The sequence below is a fragment of the Solwaraspora sp. WMMB335 genome, assembly GCF_049179075.1.
In the GTDB taxonomy this organism is placed as follows: Bacteria; Actinomycetota; Actinomycetes; order Mycobacteriales; family Micromonosporaceae; genus Micromonospora_E.
Genome location: NZ_JBMHMF010000001.1, coordinates 2338787 through 2363008, shown reverse-complemented (window position 1 = coordinate 2363008; position 24222 = coordinate 2338787). Strand labels below are relative to the sequence as shown.

The window sequence follows — 24222 nt, the reverse complement described above, 5'->3', positions numbered from 1 at the left end:
ATAGGGCTACGCCTCCGCGTGCTAACCGACGGCCTGCATAAGCAGATTTGGATTGGCGCGCAGCGCGCGTAGGCCAAGGGTCTCTTGAGCAATTCGTCGGCGTGCCCGGAGCAACTGGGAGACCGGTTCATGTAGATGTTCCGGCATCAAGGCTATTAGCGTGCCAGGGTTGCTGATGCCAGGGTTGGACCTGTCTGGGCGAGGAACGCCGTGGGCGAGCAGCCACTCGTAGAGCGCGGTCGCAGGTCGAAGGGGCGGCAACTTGTGCGCGTTCGCCTTCGCGGCGGCGCCGGCCGCGATGCGCAGTCCAGCGGCGTCGAGGTCGCCCACGTAGTACAGTGCGGTTGGCGCCGGGTCGAGCAGGGTCACGGCTGTGATGGAAGTGGGGAACTGGTTGCCGCAGCCCCATCCGATGTGCAGGTCGGGGCGCACGTCGGGATCCACTTGTCGGGCGGCCTGCAGGAGCGAGTGGAACGTCGCGTTGTTTTCCGCTACCAGCAGCCGCGTCGGCCCTACCCCGGGGACGTGCTGGGAGGGAAAAGGTACGGGCGTCGGGTAGCACGCAAGCAGGTCGAGGGTCAGGGCGCCGGTGGTGAACAGTCGTTTGGTCGTTTCGATGGCGAGGGCCTTCTCGTCGTCGAGGATCTCCAACGAGCGTTCTTCAAGGGGGACGGGTTCAGCGTCGGGGTTGTTCCGCAGCCAGCTGGCGATCTTGTCCAGAAGTTGGTATTCGTTTGGTCGGCTTGCGATCGCGGCGGCTGCTTCGAGTGCTTGTGGCCAGACTCGCGGTGCCGGTGCCGCTTGGGTCCGACGTGGCTTCGTCGGCTTGCCCACCCATATCGGCAATGGTGGTTTCGTTCGATCGTCCCAGCCGGAGCGTGCCTTTGGCAGCACGACGGCGCCCGCTTTGGCGAGGCCGGTCAGGATGGCGGCGAGCCGGGCCCGTGCTGTCGGATCGCCGACGAGCGTAGGGTCGACGGCAGTGGCATGCCGTAGCAGGCCGTCGACCCGGACTCGACTGGCCGGCTGCTCCGCGACGTAGGCAGCGATGATGTCACCCAGCGTCGTAGTCATGTCGAAGTCTCGGGCTGGCCGTGCTTGTCATGACCGCTGGACGACTCGTCGTGTGCGACCCGGACGCCGGTGATGAGGCGCTGGTTGGCTCCGTCGGTTAGCGTGTCGTCCGGGACAATGTAGCGGCGGTTCCGGGTGCGGCCCGGGCGGTTGTCCAGCCGGATGACGTTGGGGAACCGGGATACGGCATCTGGGTCCTTCACCCCGGTGGTGTACACGAGCTGGACCTTGTGTGCGGCGGCGACCGCTCGTTGGAGGCCGACGAGGCTGCCGTGTGAGGCACGGCCGATCGGGTTGTCGAGCAGCAGCACGCCGCCCGAGCGATCCCGGCGTCCGGCGTTGCCGGCGCGCAGTGCCGCGATGGTGCAGTAGAGCGCGACGCAGACGGTCAGCTTCTCTCCGCCCGACCATTTGCCAAGCCGGGTGATGTCCTCAGTGGTGGGCACGAGGTCCAGGGCGGGTTTGAGTACCTTGACGGTGAAGCCCCGGGTCCCGGCTGCCTCGTGGACGGCATCCTTGAGCAACGGCAGTCCCTCCGGCTTGACGCCATCCGCGATGCGCCGCTCCACGACGCGGTTGACGTAGGTGCGCAGGTCCGCGTCGCTGGCAGGTGGCTCGAAGGAAATTCGGAGCATCTGCTTCCCGGCCCAGCCTCCGGTCTTCGTCGCCACTCGCGAGTACCGTTCGGCCTTGCGCAAGGTGTCGAGGGTGTTCGAGACGAGACGGGCGAGGGAGTCGGTCACTATCGCCTGGTCCTTGGCGATGTCGGCGAGTTCCCCGTCGATCATGTCCGCGCGCAGTCTGAGTTGCTTGGCCAGCGTTCCCGCGTGCTGCGCCAGCACCTCTTCGGTGTCGTGGAGCACTCGGTCTTTCGCGGGTGTAGCGACCCCCGGGTACCTGCCGCCTGTTGTCCGCAAGTCTCCGACCGCGTTCGCCCGGGAGACCGCCGCGTCGCTCGCGCCCTTCTCCGCGGCGCGCAGCGCTTGCACGACCGCCTGTTTGTGGGCCTTCGCCTCGTCCTCAGACCCGGCGAAGGGCGCGACACCCCAGTCGGCCGGGTCGGGAAGGCCGTCGGCGAGCAATTCGAACGCGGTGACCCGGCTCCGGTATTCGCCCTGCTTGCCCTCAAGGTCGCGGAGTTCTCGCTCTGCAGTTGCCCGCTTCTCGATGGAGGCTTGACCGATCCCTTCAAATTCGGCGGCCAGGTTGTCGGCCTGCTCCGCTGTGGTCGGTTCAACAGGCAACGCGCGCTTGGGTGGATCGGTGCGCCGTGATCGAACTCGGGTGAGCGTCGCCGAGTGCTGTGCGATGTCGCCGGAGGCGCGGCCCTTCCGGCCGACCGCCTCCTCCTTGGCTTCTCGGGCGGCGGCCAGTGCCGCCGCCCGAGCCGGCTTGGTTTGTCCCTGCGCGGTGGTGAGCAGGACACCGGCACGTTCCAAGACTTCGACACTGACCGCGGCGAGGGCCTGCGTCTCGGTCGCCAGCGCGGCGGCGAGGTTGCGTTCCCGCTCGGCGAGTACGGACTGGGAGGCTTGGACTTCCCAGGCGCGGGCGGCCTCTTGGCGCCGAGCGCGGAGGATGTCGAGGGACGCCGCCGGATCGTCGGGAACCTCCGGTTTGGAGTCGAGGAATGTCAGGCCGGCCGCCTCGCCCTGGTATGCGTTGGCGGTCCTGCCCTCGGCGTCGGCGAGCCTGCTCTGCTCGGTGGCGTGGTCGAGCGCCCGGTTGGCCTCCTCCGCGAGGCGCTCGGCCCGGGTGTGGGCGTCCTTGGCTCGGGACTCGGCCTCGTCGAGGTCCCTACGCCATTCGACGGCCGCCTCGATCTTTTGGATCAGGCCGGATAGGCGGGCGCGTGATTTCTCGATGTCGGAGATCCGGAGCTGCGTTTGCTGCTCGGCTGCGGTGTCGGCCGCCTCCGCCTCGTCGAGCTCGGCGAGATCCACGTGAGCCTTGTCGAGTGCTGCGGCGACATCGCGCAGGGTGCTGTCGAGGTCGTCGACGCGGCTGGTGAGGCTGTCGAGGTGCCCGGCGGGGCAGTCGGCGAGCAGTTCGGTGAACTTGCCGAGCAAGACCCTGTCGGCCTCACGTGCTTCGGTCAGGCGGGACTGTTGCCCGTCGTACGCCTCGGTGCGGCCCGCGACCTGGCGAACGGTGCCTTCGGCCCACGCCGGATCCACCAAGCCCCGATGCAGTCCGGCCCACACCGGAGCAGGTGCGTCGGGGTCCGCATGGGTGGAGCCGACGATCGCGGCGGCGGCCTGCGCGGTGTAGACGCCGACGAGTGCTGTGGTCGCCGTGTCGACGCCGGTCAACGCGGTCGCGGCGGCGGTGGCCTGGGCGGTGGGAATGACGAGACCGACGCCGAGGCGTGCGAGGTCCGGTTCCGTGACCGTCTCGAGCAGGCGTGTACCGGGTAGCAGCGTACGCAGGTGGGCCCAGCCGGTTTCGGCCATGACGCCGTGTTCGGTCAGAACAGCCTGGACTCGTTCGGCGTCGAGGGTGGTGGGTAGCAGTCCGGTGCGCGCGTGTACGTCGAGGATGCGCTGGTCGTCGATGCGTTCGGCTTCCAGCCGCACCAGCGCTACGTCGGTGTCGACAATCGCGTCGGACAACCGGCGGGTCAGGGTGTCCGCCTCTGCCCAGAGATCCACGGGCGCGTCGCCGGTGGCCTCGGTTAGGTCCTGCACGCGTTCGCTTGCGACGAGTTTGGCTGCGCGTTCGGCGAACGCGGCACGGTCCTCCGCGAGCCGGGTACGCTCCGCGTCGAGCCGGACCTGCTCACCCGTCAGCGTGGTGAGCGTGCCGGTCAGGGCGCGCCGAATCGCCGGGCGTTGCTCACGACGGCTCTGGATCTCGGCAAGAATGCCCGTGAGGGTGGTGTGCTGTTCGGCGAGAGCGGCGTCATGTTTGGCCGGGTCGGTCTGCTCGTTCGGGAGCACGCCGTCGCGGACAGCCGTGCCTAGGTCTGTGGCCAGCGACTCCAGCCGGGCGGTCGCGGTCGCCGCGTCCTTGTCCGCTGCCTGGGCCTCCTGGCCGGCCTTCTTCGCTGCCGCGCGGTGGGCCTCGACGTCTGCCTTCGCCTTCATGGCGGCTTCGGTGGCCGTTCCTGCCGTAGTCTCGTGGGCGTCGACGAGTGTACGCAGGCGGGTTTGCAGACGAGCTGTGTGCTCGTCGTGCTCTCGCCGCAGTGGCGCGGTGCGTTCCCGTTCCTCGCCGGCCTCGCGCCGCGTGCGCTCCAGCGCGTCCTGTAACTCCTTTTTTTCCGCCAGGTGTCCGGCGGCCTCCCAGGCTTCGATGAGTTCGGCGGCGTTGCTGATGTCGGTGTCGGCCTTGCTGAGTTGGTCCTGCGCGGTGCTCAGTCGTATCTGGGCGGCGCGTTCCTCGTACAGGTAGACAAGCTCGTACGCGGCGCCGCCTTCGGTCACCGCTGCGGCGCGTCGCTTCTCAATACCGTCGCGCTGCGCGGCGAGCGCCTCGATCTGATTGTTCGCCTGCGTGACTGTCGCGGCAAAGGCGGCGGAGAGTTTGGCCGATCCGTTGACGGCATGTTGGAGGGCGACGGCTGATGCGTCGACCTCCTGCTGGCAGACGTGGATGCGGTCCAGGCCCGTTGCCGAGTCGAGGCAGAAGCCTCGCTCAGCCATCTTGGCGGGCTTGGTCGCGAGCAGCGACGCAATCGAGGCCAGGCGATCGGCGACGCTGATCGCGTCTTCCGGTGCGACCGTGAGGTCGATGAGCAGGTCAATGAACTCGCGGGCGGACGAGAACCGGAACATGTCCTCCACGCCGCCCTCGACGTGGTTCATCTGCTTCTGGGTGCGAAACAGCGCCGGGTCGAGGCCCCGGCTGATCAGCGCTGCCGTCCACTCGTGTTGCTTTTCGGTGGTGACCAGATCCATGGCTTGCGGGTGGGTCGCAGCGTGTTCCTTGAGGGCGGCGACGTAGGCCGCCCGGCGCCAGGGTGCGCCTGCGGCGTCGAGGATGGGGAGCCGGTGCAGATCCAGCACGCCAGGCATGGCATAGAACGCGTAGAAGGTCGTGTCGAGCCGGTCCCGGGCGCGGTCGGCGTCGGCCGGACGGCGCAGGTCGGACCATTCGTAGACGACTCCGGTAATGAGGATGCGGTCCGGCGAGCCGTCCAACGTGTCCGAGGCGGCCGGGTGCCACGCCGCGACGGTGTGCGCGGTGTCGCCGCTGTCGACGTAGTCGGTGAGGCTGCGTTTCACCGTACGCCCCATGAAGTCGATAGCTCTCGGCAACAGCAGCGCGTAGAACAGCGACAGCAGTGAGGACTTGCCGCCTCCGTTACGCAGCCACACTACCGAGTCGGCGGGGTGGCTGCTGCTGCCGTCCGGGCCGGTGAGGTCGAGCGTGACGTCGGTGAAGCGAGCGGATCTCTCCCCGATCGAGTGGAGCCGGAATGCGGCCAGATGGTAGGTCATGCTTGCTCCCCGTCGTCTGCGGCGGGCGGCTGGACAGCGGGGCTTGACGGCCGGATGTGCGGCCGTCGGGCGATGTCCGCCAGGAAGGTGTAGGCAGGTTCACCGGCCATGTCCTTGACCTGGACGCGGAACCGCTCGGTGAGCATCCAGGTCCCGCCAGTGCTGTCGGCACGAGCCATGCCCTGCTCCACCAGCCAGCCGAGGACGTTGCGAACCCAGTACAGGGTGCATTTTGGCGATAGCCGTCCGGAGCTGCGGCCCTTATCGCCGACGAGCGTGGACGGCATCTCGTGATAGGCCCGCCACGCCTCGTCCAAGCCGTCGTCGGGGACCGGCTCCCCAGCGGCGTCGTGCTCTTGCAGGCGCTCGCACATCGCGCGCATCCACTGCTCGAACTCGACGTCCGCCATGCGGCGAATTCGTTCCTCCTCCAGATCGGCCGGGGTGGGGTAGGCGTAGGCGGCCACCCCGACCAAGACGAGGCCGGCCATCAGGCGCCCGATTCGGGTTCCCGCGTGGGGCATGTCGCCGACCCGGTAGGCGAACGGAGACTCGGGGCTGACGCCGAGGACGAGTCCGAAGTCGCCGTCGGACAGGACGCGGGCGTGCAGGCCGTGTAGAACAGCATCGGCGGCGATCCGGAAGTCGGACTCTGTGCGGTACCGGCCGAGCACCCGACGGTATTCATGGCTGCGTCCGGGTCGCCGGGTGGGTTGCAGCGCATACGCGATGAGGGTCCCGATGTCGGTGTGATCGTTCTGTGTCAGCGTCATCGCGTCTCCGCATGTATCCAGGGGTGGCCGGTGACCGGTTGCGGGTCGGCGGTCGCCAGGGCGTCGGGATGCGGAACGATGATCAGGTCGTCGCCGTCCCATCCCGGCAGATCGAGCTTCAGGTCGTCGGCGTCCGCGACGGCACGCGGCCCCAGGATCCGCGCGGTCAGGTCGACCGATGCGGTGTGCTCGGTATCGGTCTCCTCGGGCGCGAAGCACCACAGCGCGGCCAACGCCAGGATCTCCGCGGCCCGCTGCCGGTCAGTGCCGCTGTCTAGGCCGGGATCGGTCAGGGCATCGGCGAGTAGCGCCGACAGGCGGGCGGGCAGGCCGATCCTGATGACGACCCGCCGCGCGGCGTCCACGATGTCCGGCCCGATCGTCGGCGGATCCGGGTCTCCCGCCTCATCATCGTCGTCAAGGTCACGATCGTCGTCGGTGGGGTCGCGCACCGCCCACAGGTCGTAGACCAGCCGGTACAGCCGAGGCAGTTTTGGAGGGCGCGGACCGGTGATGTCCGACAGCCACCTGTCGGTGACCAGGAGGGCGGTCTCGCTGTCCAGGCCGAGCAACGGGGTGAGGATCTCACGGCTGAGGTCGGGCAGGTGGCCCAGCGCCGGTGACCGGAACGACTGCCGATCCTGCTCCTCCAGGAACACGCTGCGCGCGGCGATGACCTGCCGGTGCAGCGCGTCGTGCCGACGGGAACATTCGGTGAGCAGGGCGGCGATCCGGGCTGCCGCCATGGTCACCTGCTGGTCGTCGGATTCCAGCGACTCGCGGACCTTGGCGAGCAGGCGATGCTCGGCCTCCATCCGGCCGGCGATGTGTTTCCGGGCCGTGGCCAGGCGTTGCGGAACGACCGTTGCCCACTCCTGGATGACGACACGCAGGTCGCGGCGGGTGTTCTTGATTAGCTCGTGGAGGTCTTCGGCGAGCGAGACCGACAGCAGCCGAGCTCGGACCGCGGCGCGTTCCGCGGCGTCGAACGCTCCTTTGGCCAGCTGGCGTTCCAGTAGCACCTCGTTGGCGACCTGCTCGTCTTCGACGTCGAACTCCAGTCCACCGACCAGCGCGTTGATCGCGTCGCGGGTGGCGTTGAGGACGACCTCGCCGCGTACCGGGTCCTCTCGCTCGATCAGCAGCCGGAACTGCACCTGCCGCCGCTGGTGGGTCCGGGCCTCGTCGGTGAAGTCGCTGATCCGGTAGGTGAACGGCGCCTCGCGCTCGCCCCGGTTCAGGAGTGCGTTGACGATGTACTCGCCCACGCGGCGATGTTCCGATGTGGGCCGCTCCGGTGCGGTACGGCGGGCGAGCGTGGTGAGGCCGTCCACGACGTCGTCGTAGGTGGCTTCCTCCTCGAAGCCCTGCTGGGCAATGACCAGATCTATGGCGGCGAGGGCGAACGTCGCGAGGTCGTAGGTGGCCGCCGGCCAGTCCTGCCGGTTCGCGGCGACGATCGCCTCGGTGATTGGGCGGGATCGCATGAGCACCGCGACCCGCGCCGGGAAGGTGCGGTCGAAGGCTGAGAGTTCCGCCGAAGCCGGTGACCCGGACACGGCGGTGCCGCCGGCGAGGTCGAAGAGCTCGTCCACTCATCCCTCCTATGCGCTTCCGCACTCGTACGGTAGCCGGCCGTTGTCAGCGGGTGAGATCGGCTGCCGAGGTGGGCAGCCGGAGGTACCGCTCTTGCTGGGACATCGCCTGCATCAGCTCGAAGCCCTCGCGGGTGAGCAGGTCACCGTTGATGACCGCGACGGCGACGAGGTCGATCGTTTCGCGCGTGGTGATTCCGCGGAAGCGGGCAAATCGCAGGGCCTCTTGGTCGTCGGAGATCCACCACGAGCCGGCGAATTCCGGCCAGTGCTCGATCACGTGGCAGGTCTCCGCTTCACCGAGGTGCTGGAGCGGCTTGTCGTCTGTGCCGCCGAACACGGCGCGTCGGATGCGGCTAACTTGCTTGATCTCGGACTCGTCGGTGATTTCGATCGCCTCGCCCAGCCAGCCGTCCGAGGCGAGCCGGTGCAGGGCGGGTAGGACGTCCGCCGATTGGCTTGCCTCGTAGGCGACCGCTGCGGTCCAGCGGCCCCGTCCGTTGAGTACCGCCTTGAGCAGGTCGAGCCGGTCCACGGCGGCGAAGTTGCACAGGACGGTGTTGTCCGGAAACAGGAACTCGGTCATGGGGCATCGTGAGTTCCGTGCTCCAACTCGATCTCGCGCCTGAGTTGGTCGACCTCGACTCCGAGCAGGCTTGCGTAGGGGCGCAGGGTCGCCGCGCCGGCTTCGTAGGCGGCGTAGGTGTCGCGGACGAGAAGCCGGGGCGGGCGTGGTCGGGCCGCTTCGGTGACCAGGTGTGCGAACGCCTCGCCCCGGCCGGCTGTGTGCGCGGCCTTGGCGGCGGTGAGGGACTTGAAGCGGTCGCAGGCGCCCGCGTCGATGAGCCGCAGCTGCAGTAGCCGGTACGCCAACGCGGACGGCGTCACGATCAGGTCGCAGGCGAGTGCGGCGAACGTGGTGTCGGTGAAGCCGGTGGTGCCGGCGGCGCGGCGGAGTATGTCCTCGGGCATGAGGAAGGCGGCGGCGAAGGCGTTGGCCCGCATCTCGCTCGGGTCCTTGGCCTGCGACTTGTCGTAGACGTCCAGGTCGAGGTGGACGTCCTGGTCATCGTCGGTGAGCAAGTGGGCCAGCTCGTGGGCGAGGGTGAACCGTTGCCGGGTGGGCATGTGAGAGGTGGCCAGGACGACGAGCTTGACGTGCTCGGACGAGGTCGCCAGGCCGTCGAAGCCGGAGCCGAGTTCGACGACGGCGACGTCGGCGCCGAAGACTTCCTCAATCACGCCGGCCAGGTTTCCGGTCGCCACTGACCGGTCGGCCTGCGACACGCGGGCGAGGGCTTCCTGCGCGAGCCGGCGCCCCTGATCCGCGTACCCGCCGCCCTCCTGCCTGCCGGTCAGCGGCCGCCAGGGCTGCGGGTAGCCGAGCGAGTCCATGTCTGAGCGCAACGTGCTGTACCGTCGCGCGGCGGTAATCGCGGTGGTGGCGCTGCCGCCGGTTGTTCGCGCGGCCATCGCCAGGGGTGGCTCGTCACCCGTGATGAGCCAGTCCACGGTGACCTGGCATAGCTCCGCGATGCGGGCGAGATCGACCGAGGAGAACCGGCGCGCACCGCTGAGGGACTTCGACATCTTCGATTCGTCGAGGCCGATGCGCTGCCCGAAGGCGCGACGGCTCATCCCGGATGCCTCGATCAGACCCAGGACTCGCTCGACGACGCTTGACACAAGACCAAGCCTATCCACGACCTTGCGAAAATCGCAAGCCCTGTGGAGAATGGCGGACGGTGACCAATGAGGGGAAGACACTGACGTGACGATCATGGCGAACCAGCGGACCGGCAATGAGCCCGGATTCGCCGTGCCGCTCTTGCCTGAGCCGGGCCAGGCGGTTACCGTACGCGGCTCGACCTGGGCCGTGGTCGAGGTGCGCCCGCAGGGTCTGCCCCGCAGCCCCGCCGACGAGGGCGCAGCCGGCCTGACGCACGTGGTGGCGCTGCAGTCGCTGGAGGAGGACCGCCTCGGCCAGGAGCTCTCGGTCGTCTGGGAGCTGGAGGTGGGCCACACGGTTGCACCGGACCAAGGACTCCCCGAGGCCATCAGTCCGGAGGCATTCGACGACCCGAACACGCTCGCCGCGTTCGTCGACGCGGTGCGGTGGGGCGCGGTCACCTCCGCCGACACGAACTCCTACCAGGCCCCCTTTCGCAGCGGCGCCAACGTCGAGGCATACCAACTGGAGCCGCTGCGGCGCGCACTTCAGTCGTCGCGCACCAACCTGCTGCTCGCCGACGACGTGGGCCTGGGCAAGACGATCGAGGCCGGCCTGGTCATCCAGGAGCTGTTGCTGCGCCACCGAGCCCGCACCGTGATCATCGTGTGCCCACCAAGCCTCGCCCTGAAATGGCAGGACGAGATGCGCGAGAAGTTCGGTCTCGACTTCGTCATCGTCAACAGCGACCTGATGGCGACCGTCCGACGCAGCCACGGACTGAACGCTAACCCCTTCCGGCTATTCCCCCGGGTCATCGTCAGCATGTCGTGGCTACCCAGTCTGCGGGCACAGCGGCTACTGCGCGACGTGTACGCCGACGTGGCGGACACGGCCACCGCCCGGCGCTTCTCCTTCGACGTCCTGGTGGTGGACGAGGCGCACCACGTCGCACCCGCCAGCCCCACTACCGCGCCCGGCCGGCGCGGCTACGCCGTGGACAGCCACCGCACGACGGCGACCAAAGCACTCGCCGAGAGATGTGAGCACCGGCTCTTCCTCAGTGCCACACCGCACAACGGGTACTCGGAGTCGTTCACCGCGCTGTTGGAGATGATCGACGGGCGCAGATTCACCCGGGGCGCCAACCTCGACGAACGTGCGCTGCGCGACATCGCGGTCCGCCGGTTGAAGACCGACCTGCCGGAGAAGGGCTTCCACCAGCGAGTGCTCCGACCAATTGTGTTCACGCCAAGCGATGAGGAGCAGCGGCAGTTCGGCACCCTCGCTCGGATCCTCGCTGACAGCGCTCGCGCCAACGGAAAGTCGGGTGCCGGCGGCATCGTGGCCATGCTGCTGAAGAAGCGGTTCTTGTCCAGCCCGTGGGCGTTCGCCCGCACGCTGGAGCTATACGAGGAGGCGACTGACGGCGGCCGGCTGGCCATCAATGACGAGGAGCAGTACTACCAGGAGGTGCTCGGTAGCGGACAATCCGACGAGGAGGAGGGCGACATCGAGCATCCCGAGTTCACAACCCTGCGGCAGAGCAAGGGCTCCCATGCGCTCGTGACGGCGACCAACGACGAAATCGACAAGCTCATCGACTGGGGCCGCCGCTACGAGAACCGCCCGGATTCCCGTCTGGACGCGCTGATCAGCTTCCTCAACGCGATCTGCCGCCCCGACGGCAAGACGTTCACCAATGAGCGGGTCGTCGTCTTCACCGAGTACGCCGCCACGCTGGACTGGATCGCCCGCGTGCTGGCGCAGCGCGGCTACCGCGATGTCCTCGCCACTATCCAGGGCTCTACGCCGGCAATCGAGCGGGAACTGATCCGCGACCAGTTCACCAAGGACCCCGTCAGGTACCCGGTCCGGGTGCTGGTCGCCACCGACTCGGCCGGCGAAGGCATCGACCTGCAGGACCACTGCCACCGGCTGGTCAACTTCGACATCCCGTTCAACCCGTCGCGCCTGGAGCAGCGGATCGGCCGCATCGACCGATACGGCCAGAACCACACCCCGGAGATCTACCAGTTGGTGCCGGACTCGACCGAGACCCCGTACGCGCGGGACATGAACTTCCTGATCGAGCACATCGCCAAGAAGGTCGGCACGGTCGCGGCTGACCTGGGCTCGGTCAACCAGGTGATCGCCGCCGCCGTACAGGACCACTTCAATCCGCCTGCGGCCGGCCGCAGAGGCAGGCCGCCTGCTCCTGACGACGGGAACGCGGTTATCACCCGCGCTCTCGCCGGTGGCATCACACTCAACCGTCAGCTGACCGAGCTGTCCCGCAATTACGACGTCCGCAAGGCGGAGATGCACCTGACGGCCGCAAACGCCCGTCGGGTCGTCGACACCGCGCTGACCCTCACCGCGCAGCCGCCGCTGGTACCGGACGACAGCTTCGCCCAGGACCTCGACGCCGAGGTTTTCCGCGTACCCAACCTCGGCTCGGCATGGCAGTCGGCGTTACGTGGCCTGGACACCCGCAGCGAGCCCGGCGTGCCCCGCCCGATCACGTTCGACGACAAGGCCGCGCAGGGTCGCCACAAGGAGTTGGTCCACATCCACCTCGGGCACGCTCTGATGCAACGTTCGGCACGTGTGCTGCGCAGCGCGCTGTTCAGCGTCGACTCCCCTGTCCACCGGGTCACCGCCGTCATCGTCGACGGCCTGCCACAGTCTTGTGTCGCCGCAGTGTCCCGCCTGGTTCTCGTCGGCCGGGGCGGCCTGCGCCTGCACGAGGAGGTGTTCCTCACCGGCGTCCGGGTCCACGGCCAAGCGATGGCCGAGGCCAAGGTAGAACAGGTCCTCGACGAGACACTCGACACGCACGACCTTGCCCTGGCCGATGAACCCGTACGCGCCGTACTTGCGGACCTGTGGAACGCCGAGGACTCCCGGCTGCGCGCCCGTCTGCTGACCGCGATGGCCCGCAAGGCCGCGAGCCGGCAGGAGAAGGTCACCGAGGCGCTACAGGCGCGCCGGGACTCCGACGTCACCCGAGCACGGGAAATCTTCGGCGCGTTCCGCACGAACCTGCAAGAGTCCCGCGACCGGCTGACCGCCGAGATCCGCAGCCAGGAAGAACTCCTGTTCACCGACGATCAGCAGGCCCAGCGACGCCGCGACCTACGCGCCATGGAGGACCGGTTGGCGAGCCTGGACGACGAGGAACAGCGCGAGATCGCCGCTATCCGTGAGCGATATCGCGACATCAAGCCGCACGTGTCAGCTGCCGCAGTCGTCTTCGCGTTAACCCTGGCCGATGCCGAAGCGGGGAGGGTCGCGGCATGATCCGCAAGCACGCACCGACCGCTGCCGACCTGCACCGAGGGTGGCTGGAGCTGGTCGACACCGACGGTCCATTCCTGGCCGTGCCGGCGCTGCGGCGAGTGTGGCCGCAGGGCATGCCGCAGCTGGAACGCAACGTGCTCGCCGCGCTGAAGGATGCCAAGCCGGCGTTCGAGAAGGCATGGGAGAACTGGGACAAGCAGCCCGGGGACGCCGCCTTGGATCTCTACCGCCAAGCCCGCGACACCTGGGTCGACGTCGTGGTGCGCGACGTCCTCGGTTGGGGCGACACCTACCGCACCGACACTGGCATCGCGAGCGTGCGCTCACCGAATCACGCCGTGACCGTACAACCCAACGGCGCCCTCGTCCACGGCGATCTGACCGGCGCGCTGGTCCTCATCACCGACCCGGTCGATTCCCTGCGCGACCCGCTCAACGACGGCTGGGCCGCCACCCCGATCGATCGCATGGAAGAACTGCTGCGCACGGCGAAGGTTCCCATCGGTGTCGTCACCGACGGCCGTTGGTGGGCGATCGTCAGCGCCCGCGAGAAGACCATGGTCGCCTCAGGCATCGTGGACGCCCAGACCTGGATCGAGGAACCCCAAACCCGCAACGCGTTCATCGAGTTGCTCCAGCGCCGCCGACTCGTCGGCGGCAAACCGCAAGACCGGCTCACCGAGCTGTTCGGCCAATCCGTCGCCGCCGCCGAAGAGGTCACCGAGGCGCTCGGCACCCAGGTCCGCCGCGCCGTCGAACTACTCGTCCAAGCCCTGTCGGAAGCAGCCCTCGACGCCGATCCCGATCCGCTGCCGAACAACCGCGCTCACGTATACGAGGCGGCCGTAACGGTAATGATGCGGGTGGTGTTCCTGCTCTTCGCCGAGGAACGCGGCCTGCTGCCCCAGGGACGGCTGTTCGCAGCAGGCTATGGCGTCAGCGCAGAACTGGACGCCCTCGATGCCCGCGCCCGCGAGGAAGGCACCGAGGCACTCGACGCCACCTACCTCACCTGGCACCGGCTCCTGGCCACCTCACAGGCGCTGTTTCACGGCTCGTCGTTCGAAGACATCCGCTTGCCCTCGTACGGCGGGTCACTGTTCGACCCGAGCCGCTTCCCTTTCCTCACCGCCCGCAACGACCGCAGCACTCTCGCCATCACCGTCAGCGACCGGGTGATGCTGGAAGTCCTGGACGCCGTCCAGGTCGCCAAGCTCAAGGGGCAGCCGGCCCGCAGGATCTCTTTCCGCGACATCGACGTCGAGCAGATCGGCTACATCTACGAGGGCCTGCTCGGTTACTCCAGCACGCAGGTCGACGAGGTCGTCGTCGGCCTCATCGGCAAGGAGGGCGAAGAACCCGAGATCCCCCTCGCCCAGCTCGAAACACTCGCCGCCGAGACGCAGACCGACGCGGCCCTGTCCGACTCCATCCTCGCGTGGGTCAAGGAACACCAGCCGGCGGCCACCGCACCGTCCAAGTCCGCACTCACGAAAGCGATCCGGGACAGCGCGAAGGTCGAGGACGCCGAACGCGCGCTGCGCGCGGTCACCACCGACGAGCATCTACGCGACCGGCTCCGCCCCTTTATCGGCATCCTCCGCCGCGACCTGCGTAACCGCCCTCTCGTCGTCGTCCCCGGCGGTGTCCTCGTCGTCGAAACCCCGTCGCGGGCGACGGCAGGCGCCCACTACACCCCGCGCTCTCTCGCCGAAGAGGTCGTCCACTACGCCCTCGAACCGCTCGTCTACGACCCGGGGCCACACCAGCAGGTCGACGGCTGGGTGCCGGTATCGTCGGACCGTATCCTCGACCTCAAGGTCGCTGACATCGCCTGCGGCTCCGGCGCGTTCCTCGTCGCCGCCGCCCGCTTCCTCACCGCCCGCCTCGTCGAGGCATGGCGCAGTGAGGGCGTCGCGGTCGGCACGCCGCACGAACAGCAGACCCACGCCATCCGCACGATCGTGGCAACCTGCCTATACGGCGCCGACATCAACGTGATGGCAGTCGAGATGTGCAAGCTCTCGCTCTGGCTGGTATCACTCGACCCGAAGCTGCCATTCTCCTTCGTCGACGACAAGATCCTGCACGGCAACGCCCTGCTCGGCCTCACCAACGCCCGGCAGCTCAAGCACAAACACATCAACCCCGACACCGCACCCCATCAGCCGAGCCTGCTCGACCTCGACATCGACGGGATCCTCCGCAAAGCAGCCCGACTGCGCCAGAAGCTCGCCACTGAGGTAGACGACAGCGACCCGCAGCGCTCGGCAACAACCAAACGCCGGCAGTGGCGCGAATACCAACAACTCACGGCACAGCTCACCGACATCGCCGATGCCGTGGTCGCCACCGGACTACGGCTCGGCGGCAAGCCAGGAAGGGCACTGCGCGAGGCGTACGAGAACCTTCTCATCGCCATCGAGCAGGCCTACCCTGGCTCTGGCGGCACACCGGACCGCACCATGCTCGACAAGATCCTTGACGCCGGCCTCAGCCCGACGGTGGAAACCGATTACGAGCGCTGGAAGCCATTGCACTGGATCCTCGCCGTGCCCGATGTCATGGAGCGTGGTGGCTTCGACTCGATCATCGGAAATCCGCCTTTCGTAACAGGGTCAGATATTACGGGCGCGATAGGGTCTAACGTTCGAGACTGGCTGGTCCATATCCTCGCGTATGGACAACGGGGCAACGCCGACCTCGTAGCCTACTTCTTCCTACGAGCTGCCGGGCTCGCCGCGAGTCGAAGCGCGTTCGGCCTTATTGCAACAAACAGTATCGCGCAAGGCAAAACGCGCGAGGTGGGTCTGGATCAGATGGTGGATAAGGGATTTACCATTACGAGGTCGATCCAGAGTGAACCCTGGCCGGCGCAGGGAGCAAGCCTGGAATACTCAGCAGTCTGGGGATCGCCTGGCGTCGTTGCGCCCTCTGTGTCTAGAATCGCAGACGGCGTTCAAACCCATCGGATCACGACATTATTGGAACCCGCAGGCAAGGTAGAAGGGCGACCCGTTCGGCTCGTCGAAAATCTCGCTACGGCGTTTGAGGGATGCAAACCTTCCGGAGCTGGATTCATTGTTACTCCCGATGAGGCGAATGCGTGGATTAAAGCCGACAAACGAAACGCTCGCATATTGTTCCCATATCTCAACGGTGGCGACCTAAACTCGCGTCATGATGCGTCGGCTTCCAGATGGATTATCGACTTCAACGAAGCGTCGGAGCAGGATGCGCGGGCATATCCCATCCCTTACCGGCATGTGCGCGAACGCGTAAAGCCACAGCGGGCGAAAGGGTCAATGGCAATGAGGGACGCCCCATGGTGGCTCTTTGAGCGACCTCGTCCAGCTATGCGTCGGGCAATCGCAGGTTTGGATGAGGTTCTTGTCATGGCAAGGAGGCTTATTCAGCAGGCCTCCGACTCGCTACAGTAGACCCCCAACAAAAAGGACGATCCGCTCTTCCGTAGGATGGAGTTACCACACCACATCTCAAAGAAAAGCGGACCGCCGGACATGTATCATACCACTGGCTTCACCACGGACCAGATCCGCGACCTCTGCGTGCTGGTCCGAACGGAATGCCAGGATCTGAATATGGAGCCCTGGCCCCCGGTCCTTGGTCTCTACCGCGCTGTCGTCGTCGCGTTGACCTACATGCGTCGTAACCGCGTCCAAGCGGAGATCGCTGAAGCGCACGGCGTCTCCCAGTCGACGATCTCGCGAGCGGTCACCGGCATCACCCCGGTCCTCGATCGCGTGCTGACGGAGTTCGTGCCGACAGCCGACGACCTCAGCCCGACCACCCAGTACATCGTCGACGGCACGCTGCTTCCCTGCTGGTCATGGCGCACGCACCGCTGTCTGTACTCCGGCAAGCACAAGACCACGGGCATGAGCGTTCAGGTCGCCTGCACCCTCGACGGTGCGCTCGCCTGGATCTCCGATCCCGTCACCGGCAACCACCACGACTCGTACGCGATCAACGACACCGAGGTCCTCGTCACCCTGAATCCCGGAGACTGGATCGGTGACAAGGGCTACGTCGGCAACGGCATGATCACCCCGTACAAGAAGCCCAAGGGCGGCGAGCTCGCGGAATGGCAGAAGGAATACAACAGGCAGGTCAACAAGATCCGCTGGGTTGTGGAACAGGTCATCGCGAACCTGAAGACATGGCGAATCCTGCACACCGACTACCGCAGACCGCTTGCGACCTTCACAGAAACGATCTCCTGCGTCATCGGGTTGCACTTCTATAGGATCGCCTGTGAATAGACCTCAAGGCATTCTGTTACGCTCATGCCATACCGCGTGAAGAGGTCCTTTTTGTTCGGTGACGCGCTGGTAATCTTCGCTACCGATTCCTATGCCGATCAGGCCGTATTGTCGGCAAGCCCTCACCAGATGTGGGCGATTAAGTACGGATCGGGTCTACGCAGGGATCCGCGCTATACCGCGTCGAATGTGTTCGCTGCATTCCCGAGACCGCTGCCAACGGAACGCCTGGAGCAGATGGGTCGGAAGCTAGATTCTAGTCGACGAGAGATCATGGCTCGGCGGGAAATAGGGTTGACCGACCTCTACAATCTCATCAACGATCCTGCCACGATAGATTCCGCAGATCGTGACGTTGCTGCAATTCGCGCTATCCACGTCGAACTTGACGAAGCCGTCATGGGCGCGTGTGGATGGGGTTCGGTGTCGCTGGATCACGGCTTCCATACCTATCGTCGGATGCAGAGGTGGACCGTAAGCCCGAACGCGCGTGTGGAAATTCTCGACCTGCTGCTGGCGGAAAACCACCGACGCGCTGCAGCCCAGGGTGAGGCACCGCCGCCTACTGAGGATGAATTGGATGAGGGGGACGACGAGTGACCGCCCCACAGAAGCCGCCGAAGGACCAGCAGTACCGGCTCAAGTATGAGCCGGACGGGCGGTCGTGGACGGCACGGGAAGACCTGGTCGATATCCTCGAACGCGAGCTCCGCGGCCCAGCAAACGGTCCAGAGGAAGTGCTCGACGCTTCCCCTGACGTTGTGTACTTGGTGGGTCGGATCGCTCCGGAGCGGCTCAAGGCCGGCAATGACGACCCGAAGGACGCGGACTCCGACGATGTCGTCACCGATGTCGGTGATGCCCTCGACGCTCTAGAGAGCCGGGGCGTTCCGGTTACCGCAGTCGAGGAGAGCGGCGCGGGCGCCGATGAGGATGCCGTGGAAGACGAGCCGCAGAAGCGCGGGCTGATGATTCCCGCGTCCATGGGTCTGCGCTGTCAGCTTCCTATGGACGTCGCGGAGTTCACGGTGACCGCGTCGTGGGGTGTCTACGAGCCGATCAAGGAGAAGGGCGAGGACGGCAAGGCCGGGATGCGCAGCTACAAACGCACCCCCGTCGAGATCCCGGCGAAGATCGTCGTCGCCGACCTCGCACCCGGAAAGACCACGACGGTGTCGTTGAAGGACAAGGTGGTCCTTCGGATCGATCGGCACGACGCCCCGGAACGTGGTTGTCGGCTCATCGAAATCGCGCTGTGCAATGACCAGGTGACCCCCCGCAAGATCCCGGTGAACGCGTGGCTTTTCCAGACCGTGTTGCGGGTCGAGGCGGGTGGCGAGGATGTGTTCCTGCCGGTCTCTGATCCGTTGATTGATACGCGTCCGGAGCGCGATGACGAGCTGCGTCGGCTGCGGTTGCAGTATCGGGACCGGCTGGAGTTTGCTGTGGGTCGGACCTGCTCGGTCGACTGGGACGTGGAGGACGGCGCCCGGCGGGCGCGTGCGGTGTGGACGACCTGGTTGCCGACGTGTCAAACGCCGCAGACCACCGCCGAGGAGATCGGTTCGGCGCTGCTGGACATGAAGCGTCTGGAGTCGGCGAGCGAGGAAGAGCTGCGGGCCGGCCTTGAGTCGATCGTGAAGGGCTATGCGACCTGGCTGGAAGGTCAGAAAAAGGTTGCCGACGCGCTTCCCGAGCATCTGCGTGGCGAAGGGCTAGATGCGGTTCGGGAAGCAGGCCGGGTTCAGCAGCAGCTCGCCGAAGGGCTAGACCATCTGCTCGGTGATCCAGAGGCGTTGCGGTGCTTCCGGTTCATGAACCGGGTGATGGCCGACCAGCGGGTTCAGTCGCAGGTCGCCACCCGCCGGGCGAAGAACCCGAAGGAGAGCATCGAGCAGGCGCGGGAGGCGGTGCTCGCCGAGGGGCCGAAGGCGCACTCGTGGCGTACCTTCCAGCTCGCGTTCGTGTTGATGCAGCTTCCGCTGTTGAGTGATCCGGCGGCGCCGCGGCGTTCCGGGGATCTGGCCAAGGCGCAGCTGTTGTTCTTCCCGACCGGTGGTGGCAAGACCGAGGCGTATCTCGGCTTGGCCGCGTACACGTTCGCTATCCGCCGCCGACAGGGCATCGTCGAGACCCCGGACGGGCCGCTCGACGGTGGCCGCGGTGTGGCGGTGCTTATGCGGTACACGCTGCGGCTGTTGACCGCACAGCAGTTCCAGCGCGCCACGACGCTGGTGTGCGCCGCGGAACGGGTTCGCCTGAAGGATGAGGCGACGTGGGGCGCAGAGCCGTTCCGGATCGGGTTGTGGGTGGGCACGGATGTCAGCCCGAAGCGGTACGACGAGGCCGCAACGCAGCTCAACCGGGCGAACCGCAGCGGCGGCGGATACCGGCTGACGGTGTTGCAGATTCAGCGGTGTCCGTGGTGCGGCAGCCGGGTCAGCGCCCGAAATGTGCGCGCCGCCGAGGGGACTCGCCGGGTGTTCGTGTACTGCGGCGATGATCTGGCGGGCTGCCCGTTCGCCGAGGGTGGCGAGGTGCCGGACGGCCTGCCGGTCCTCACGGTCGACGAGGAGATCTACCGGCTCGCGCCCGCGTTCCTCATCGCCACGGTGGACAAGTTCGCCCGCCTGGCTCGCGAGGGTGAGGCGGCGTCGCTGTTCGGTTACGTGTCGCGGCGCTGCGGGCGGCACGGCTTCGTGCACGCCGATTATCGGCACTGCGACATCAAGGACGGCAGCAAGCACCCACGGAGCAAGGACGGTTTTCCGCAGGCGGCCGTGCACCCGACGTCTCGGTTGCGGCCACCCGACCTCATCATTCAGGACGAGCTGCACCTGATCACCGGTGCGCTCGGGACGACGGTCGGGTTGTTCGAGGTGGCCATCGACGTGATGGCCGGCTGGCGGACGGCGGCCGGTGATCGGGTGCGGCCGTTGGTGGTGGCCTCCACCGCGACCGCGCGCAACGCCCCGGACCAGGTCCGCGCGTTGTACGGCCGCGATGTCACGATCTTCCCGCCGCAGGTCCTCGATGCCGGCAAGACATTCTTCTCGAAGGAGGAGAAGATCTCGGAGGAGTTCCCGGGTCGGCGCTATGTCGGGCTGTCGACCACCGGGGTTCGCCTGACGACCGCGGAGATCCGGGTCGCCGAGGTGCTGATGGCGGGAGCGCAGTTGCTGCTGGACCGGTGCGGTGACGTAGCCGACCCGTACCTGACGCTGGTCGGCTACTTCAGCGCTACGCGGGAGCTTGCCGGCATGGCCCGATACATGGGCGACGACATCCAGACCGCCCTGGCCAAGAGGCGTCCCTGGTCGTTGCTGCCGAGCCGGACCGGAACGAACTTCGGGTCGCTCAACATCGCCGAGCTCACGTCCCGAGTCTCCAGCGCCGACATCACCGCCACCCTGGACCAGATGGCGGTGCCGTTCGACGCGCGGTTCGACTCCACTGCCGGCAAGCGGGAGCTTCGGGCATTGCGCGAGGCGCACAAGCCGCTGCCTTCCCGGGACGTGAGCCCGTACGATGCTGTCCTGGCCACCTCGATGCTTCAGGTCGGTGTGGACGTGACCAGGCTCGGGCTGATGCTCGTCGTTGGTCAGCCGAAGAACACCGCCGAGTACATCCAGGCATCCTCGCGCGTCGGCCGTGACGCTAAGCGGCCCGGTCTGGTGATCTCACTGGGCAACTGGGCGCGGCCCCGCGACCTGGCCCACTTCGAGCAGTTCCGCCACTACCACGAGACCTTCTACGCACAAGTCGAGGCGTTGTCGGTAACTCCGTTCTCGACGACGTCGCTGGAACGCGGGCTCGACGGGGTCCTGATCAGCGCCGCTCGCGTGGTGCAGGCCGCCGAGGCGCAGGGGCTGTCGCCGGAGCAGAGCGCCGGCCGGATCGACGGCCAGCGCACCTTCGCGGTCGAGCTGATCGACGCGCTGGTCGACCGGGTGTTGGACGCCTCGGACGAGGACTCGGCGGACCGAGCGCGGCAGCGGCTGCTCAACCGGCTCGACCAGTGGGACAAGCGACGCAAGCACCTGGCCGACCGGCGCAAGTCTTTGGTGTACGAGAAGGTGGCCGATGACAGCCGCCAGGACGCCCTGATGATGAGCGCAGAGAACGCTCGGTCCCGGGCCGACGGGCGAGACGCGCCCCCGTTCGTGGTGGCCAACTCGATGCGTGAGGTGCAGCCGGAGATCAACCTGCTGGTGAGCCCGATCAAGGAGAACCTGTTCTACATTGCGCCGCCCGGCGCCCCGCGGTGGGAACTGCCCGAGGAGAGCGGAACGTCATGACCGACGTAGCCAGATTCGTCTACGACGCCGCGACCGCCGTCGACCCGCTGGGCGATGCGGAGAAGGAAGCCGAGAAGGCGACCAAGCACAACCGCGCCAAGGTCGGCTCCGGCCGTCCGTCATCGTTGCTCTACACCTACGGTCCCGGTTCCATCATGGATCTTCCCCAGTTCACGATCATGCCCACGGGAATCGACGACTGGGACCGGATCTGGCGCCGCCGCGACGGCATTCGGCAGATCCGCGCGCCGCGGCTGCGGGAGGTGGTCGCCCGTCTTCTACGCTCACGCGACGTCCAGTTGCGTCCTCATCCCTGGCAGGAGAAGAAGGTCAGCCTGTCCACCGAGGGCAACGACCTCGGCGTACCCGCTCGGGTTTTCCCGCAGTGGCTGCGCTGCACCGGCTGCGACATGCTCGGACTGCTCTCACAGTTTTCATACACCAACACCCATCCGTTCCGCACGGACCTGGCGTGTTTCGAACACGCCAAATGCACCGGACGTAAAGGCGGCGGCAGTCGCAAAGCGACCAGCCGCACCGCTATCCCGGCCCGCTACCTGCTCGCCTGCGTCGACGGTCACCTCGACGAGTTCCCGTACGACCTGTGGGTGCATCACGGCAAGGCATGTTCCGAGGCGGAGTTCCCGGCGCTGAGGATGGTCGACCGCACCGCCGGCAAGGGCGCCTCAGCGGTCATCCACTGCGAATCCTGCGGACAGCGCCGACCGATGAACGAGGCACAGGGCGAGGCCGGACGCAGCAAACTGCCGAACTGCCGCGGCCGTCATCCGCACCTCGACGCGTTCGAGCCGAACGGGTGCCGCAACAAGGCCAGGCTTATGCTCGTCGGCGCGTCGAACCTGTGGTTCCCCGCCACCCAGTCGATTATCGTGATGCCGGAGTCCCAGCAGGAACGCACCAGCGACCTCGCCAACCGGATCCGCGTCGCGCTCGGAGACAAGCTCGCCAAGTACAGCGACGACCTCGACACGCTGCGGGACGTGCTCGACGGCAAGGTCGACGTCTCCGAACTGTCCGACGAACAGCTGAGCGAGGCTGTCGCCGCCGCCATGTCGCCCCCGGAGTCGGCCGAGGAGCAGGAGGCATGGCTTCGCGACTGGGATCCCGTTGATCTGCTCGTCCCCGAGTGGCGTTACCTGCAGAAGGATCCACTCGGTCTGCGCCACGAGGACGAGACGAGCGGACTGACACTGTCCAGGCGTGACCGCGACGCCGACCTTCGGACCGAAATCGTGCGGGTTTTGGCCGTCGAACGGCTGCGGAAGGTCAACGCCTTGGTCGGGTTCACCCGGATCGACGACATGGACCGGGCCGGCGACCTGCCCCAGCGCCTCGCCCCGCTCGCCCGCGCCCCGCGCCCGGCCTGGACGGTCGCCACCGAGGACCGCGGCGAAGGCATCTTCCTGCAACTCGACGAGCAGGCCGTCGCCACCTGGGAGAAACGCATCCTCGCGACCGACCTCTGGGAGGCTCACCGAGACGCCCACGAACGCAACTTCGAACGGCGCTTCTCGGAAACTGCCAAGAGTGTGCACGCCGACTCGCGCCTCAAACCGCCCCGGTACTGGCTGGTCCACACGCTGGCCCACATACTCATCCGGCAGCTGGCGATGACCAGTGGTTACTCCGCCGCGAGCCTGAGCGAACGCCTCTACGCCTGGCCGGAAACAAACAACCGGGAGGCAGCGGCCGGCCTGCTGATCTGCACCACCGCGTCCGACAGCGACGGCACTCTCGGCGGACTCGTCCAGCAGAGCGAACCCGCCCGTCTGCAACGAGTGGTGGCCAACGCGCTCTACCGCGCGACGCGATGCTCCTCAGACCCGATCTGCGCGATGCGACAGCCCGACAAGTCCGAGGACTTCCTCCACGGCGCGGCGTGCCACTGCTGCGTCATGGCGTCCGAAACGTCCTGCGAACGCGCGAACCGCTTCCTGGACCGCCGCCTGCTTGTCAACCTTCCCGGGAGCCGCGTTGGATTCTTCGGAGACATCGATTGACGCCTCCGCCGCCCGGCGCCTGGGTGAACTACTCACCGGCACCGAGGCGAAACAGCTCGCCGACCGGCTGGCCGACGGCGACACCCTGACCGTCGCGCTGAAGACCATCCCGGCCGGACGCCGCGCCCACCTCCGATCGCTGGCCGAGACCAGCCCGACCATCTCCCTGATCGCAGTCCTGCGAGCGATCCAAGGGGCGCGCACCGCCCCAAACGCCGTGAGCGCGCTGTGGACGATGCCTGGCCACATCGCCCAGCGCGGCCCGCTCACCAGCTCGATCAGCCACCTCGTCGACCGCGCTCGGCAATCGGTGACCTGCTCCACGTTCAACTTTCGACGCTCATCCGCACTCTGGACAACGCTCCGGCGCGCGGCGCTGCGGCCAGAGCTGGGCGTGCGGGTCTACGTCGACACGGCAGCTGCCGACCAGAGCCCGAGCCGCTCGACCCCGACTACCTTCGAGGTGGCCAGACATCTTCACCCCGGGACCGTTCTGCGAACGAAGGAGTTCGATGGTGTCCAGGTCCGTAATCATGCGAAGTTCATCGCGATAGATCACCGCTTTTTGCTAGTGACCAGCGCGAACTTCTCCTGGAGTGCGGAGCACGGCAATATCGAATTCGGGGTGCTCATCGACAACCGGAATCTCGCGGAGGCAGCCGAGCGCGAGATGCTCGACGCCGAGGATCTACTCTACGAACGCGTTCCCGACCCTGGGCCTGACCCGGTTTGACGGACATCCCAGCTCAGAGGGGCTGTGTGCT

13 protein-coding genes are annotated in these 24222 nt (G+C 67.0%); 7 read left to right on the top strand and 6 right to left on the bottom strand.

The window, feature by feature from the left end:
• Window positions 1-21: 21 nt before the first annotated feature.
• From ACN27F_RS09920 to ACN27F_RS09895, 6 genes are all read right to left on the bottom strand, one after another.
• Window positions 22-1074: a Wadjet anti-phage system protein JetD domain-containing protein gene (locus ACN27F_RS09920; RefSeq protein WP_421432758.1), complete on the bottom strand. Its 1053-nt coding sequence runs from the start codon at window positions 1072-1074 to the stop codon at window positions 22-24.
• Entirely contained in the window at window positions 1071-5393 is a 4323-nt protein-coding gene (locus ACN27F_RS09915) for a hypothetical protein (protein WP_421432756.1), read from the bottom strand. The genes ACN27F_RS09920 and ACN27F_RS09915 overlap by 4 nt, the downstream gene beginning before the upstream one ends.
• Window positions 5394-5512: 119 nt before the next feature.
• Window positions 5513-6289: a hypothetical protein gene (locus ACN27F_RS09910; protein WP_421432753.1), complete on the bottom strand. Its 777-nt coding sequence runs from the start codon at window positions 6287-6289 to the stop codon at window positions 5513-5515.
• Window positions 6286-7884, bottom strand: coding sequence for a hypothetical protein (locus tag ACN27F_RS09905; protein ID WP_421432751.1), 1599 nt, complete (start codon window positions 7882-7884; stop codon window positions 6286-6288). Before ACN27F_RS09905 ends, ACN27F_RS09910 begins: the two co-directional genes overlap by 4 nt.
• A gap of 46 nt (window positions 7885-7930) precedes the next feature.
• On the bottom strand, window positions 7931-8419 hold the full coding sequence (locus ACN27F_RS09900) for a hypothetical protein (protein WP_421432748.1): 489 nt from the start codon (window positions 8417-8419) through the stop codon (window positions 7931-7933).
• Between the two features lie 47 nt (window positions 8420-8466).
• The gene (locus ACN27F_RS09895) at window positions 8467-9570 is read right to left on the bottom strand and encodes a helix-turn-helix domain-containing protein (protein ID WP_421432745.1); all 1104 of its coding nucleotides are present in this window, start codon (window positions 9568-9570) and stop codon (window positions 8467-8469) included.
• Window positions 9571-9664: 94 nt separating this feature from the next.
• Here ACN27F_RS09895 and drmD point away from each other — a divergent pair, with 94 nt between their 5' ends.
• The 7 genes from drmD (at window position 9665) to drmC (ending at window position 24191) form a co-directional block, all read left to right on the top strand.
• The gene (gene drmD / locus ACN27F_RS09890; protein WP_421432742.1) at window positions 9665-12856 is read left to right on the top strand and encodes a DISARM system SNF2-like helicase DrmD; all 3192 of its coding nucleotides are present in this window, start codon (window positions 9665-9667) and stop codon (window positions 12854-12856) included.
• Window positions 12853-16296, top strand: a complete 3444-nt coding sequence (locus tag ACN27F_RS09885) for a DNA methyltransferase (protein ID WP_421432739.1) — start codon at window positions 12853-12855, stop codon at window positions 16294-16296. Before drmD ends, ACN27F_RS09885 begins: the two co-directional genes overlap by 4 nt.
• An 81-nt stretch (window positions 16297-16377) precedes the next feature.
• Window positions 16378-17139: a transposase family protein gene (locus ACN27F_RS09880; RefSeq protein ID WP_421432251.1), complete on the top strand. Its 762-nt coding sequence runs from the start codon at window positions 16378-16380 to the stop codon at window positions 17137-17139.
• A gap of 294 nt (window positions 17140-17433) precedes the next feature.
• Entirely contained in the window at window positions 17434-17739 is a 306-nt protein-coding gene (locus ACN27F_RS09875; protein WP_421432736.1) for a hypothetical protein, read from the top strand.
• Window positions 17736-21437 carry a DISARM system helicase DrmA gene (gene drmA, locus ACN27F_RS09870; protein ID WP_421432733.1) on the top strand — a complete coding sequence of 1234 codons (3702 nt, stop codon included), beginning with the start codon at window positions 17736-17738 and terminating at the stop codon, window positions 21435-21437. Before ACN27F_RS09875 ends, drmA begins: the two co-directional genes overlap by 4 nt.
• Window positions 21434-23458: a DrmB family protein gene (gene drmB, locus ACN27F_RS09865; RefSeq protein WP_421432730.1), complete on the top strand. Its 2025-nt coding sequence runs from the start codon at window positions 21434-21436 to the stop codon at window positions 23456-23458. The genes drmA and drmB overlap by 4 nt, the downstream gene beginning before the upstream one ends.
• Complete coding sequence (gene drmC / locus ACN27F_RS09860) at window positions 23433-24191, top strand: DISARM system phospholipase D-like protein DrmC (RefSeq protein ID WP_421432726.1); 759 nt, start codon at window positions 23433-23435, stop codon at window positions 24189-24191. Before drmB ends, drmC begins: the two co-directional genes overlap by 26 nt.
• Window positions 24192-24222: the final 31 nt, after the last annotated feature.

Bases quoted from the DNA above. Each gene is read 5' to 3' on its own strand.
- ACN27F_RS09920 (WP_421432758.1), bottom strand. From the start codon at position 1,074: ATGACTACGACGCTGGGTGACATCATCGCTGCCTACGTCGCGGAGCAG.
- ACN27F_RS09910 (WP_421432753.1), bottom strand. From the start codon at position 6,289: ATGACGCTGACACAGAACGATCACACCGACATCGGGACCCTCATCGCG.
- drmD (WP_421432742.1), top strand. From the start codon at position 9,665: ATGGCGAACCAGCGGACCGGCAATGAGCCCGGATTCGCCGTGCCGCTC.
- ACN27F_RS09885 (WP_421432739.1), top strand. From the start codon at position 12,853: ATGATCCGCAAGCACGCACCGACCGCTGCCGACCTGCACCGAGGGTGG.
- ACN27F_RS09880 (WP_421432251.1), top strand. From the start codon at position 16,378: ATGTATCATACCACTGGCTTCACCACGGACCAGATCCGCGACCTCTGC.
- drmB (WP_421432730.1), top strand. From the start codon at position 21,434: ATGACCGACGTAGCCAGATTCGTCTACGACGCCGCGACCGCCGTCGAC.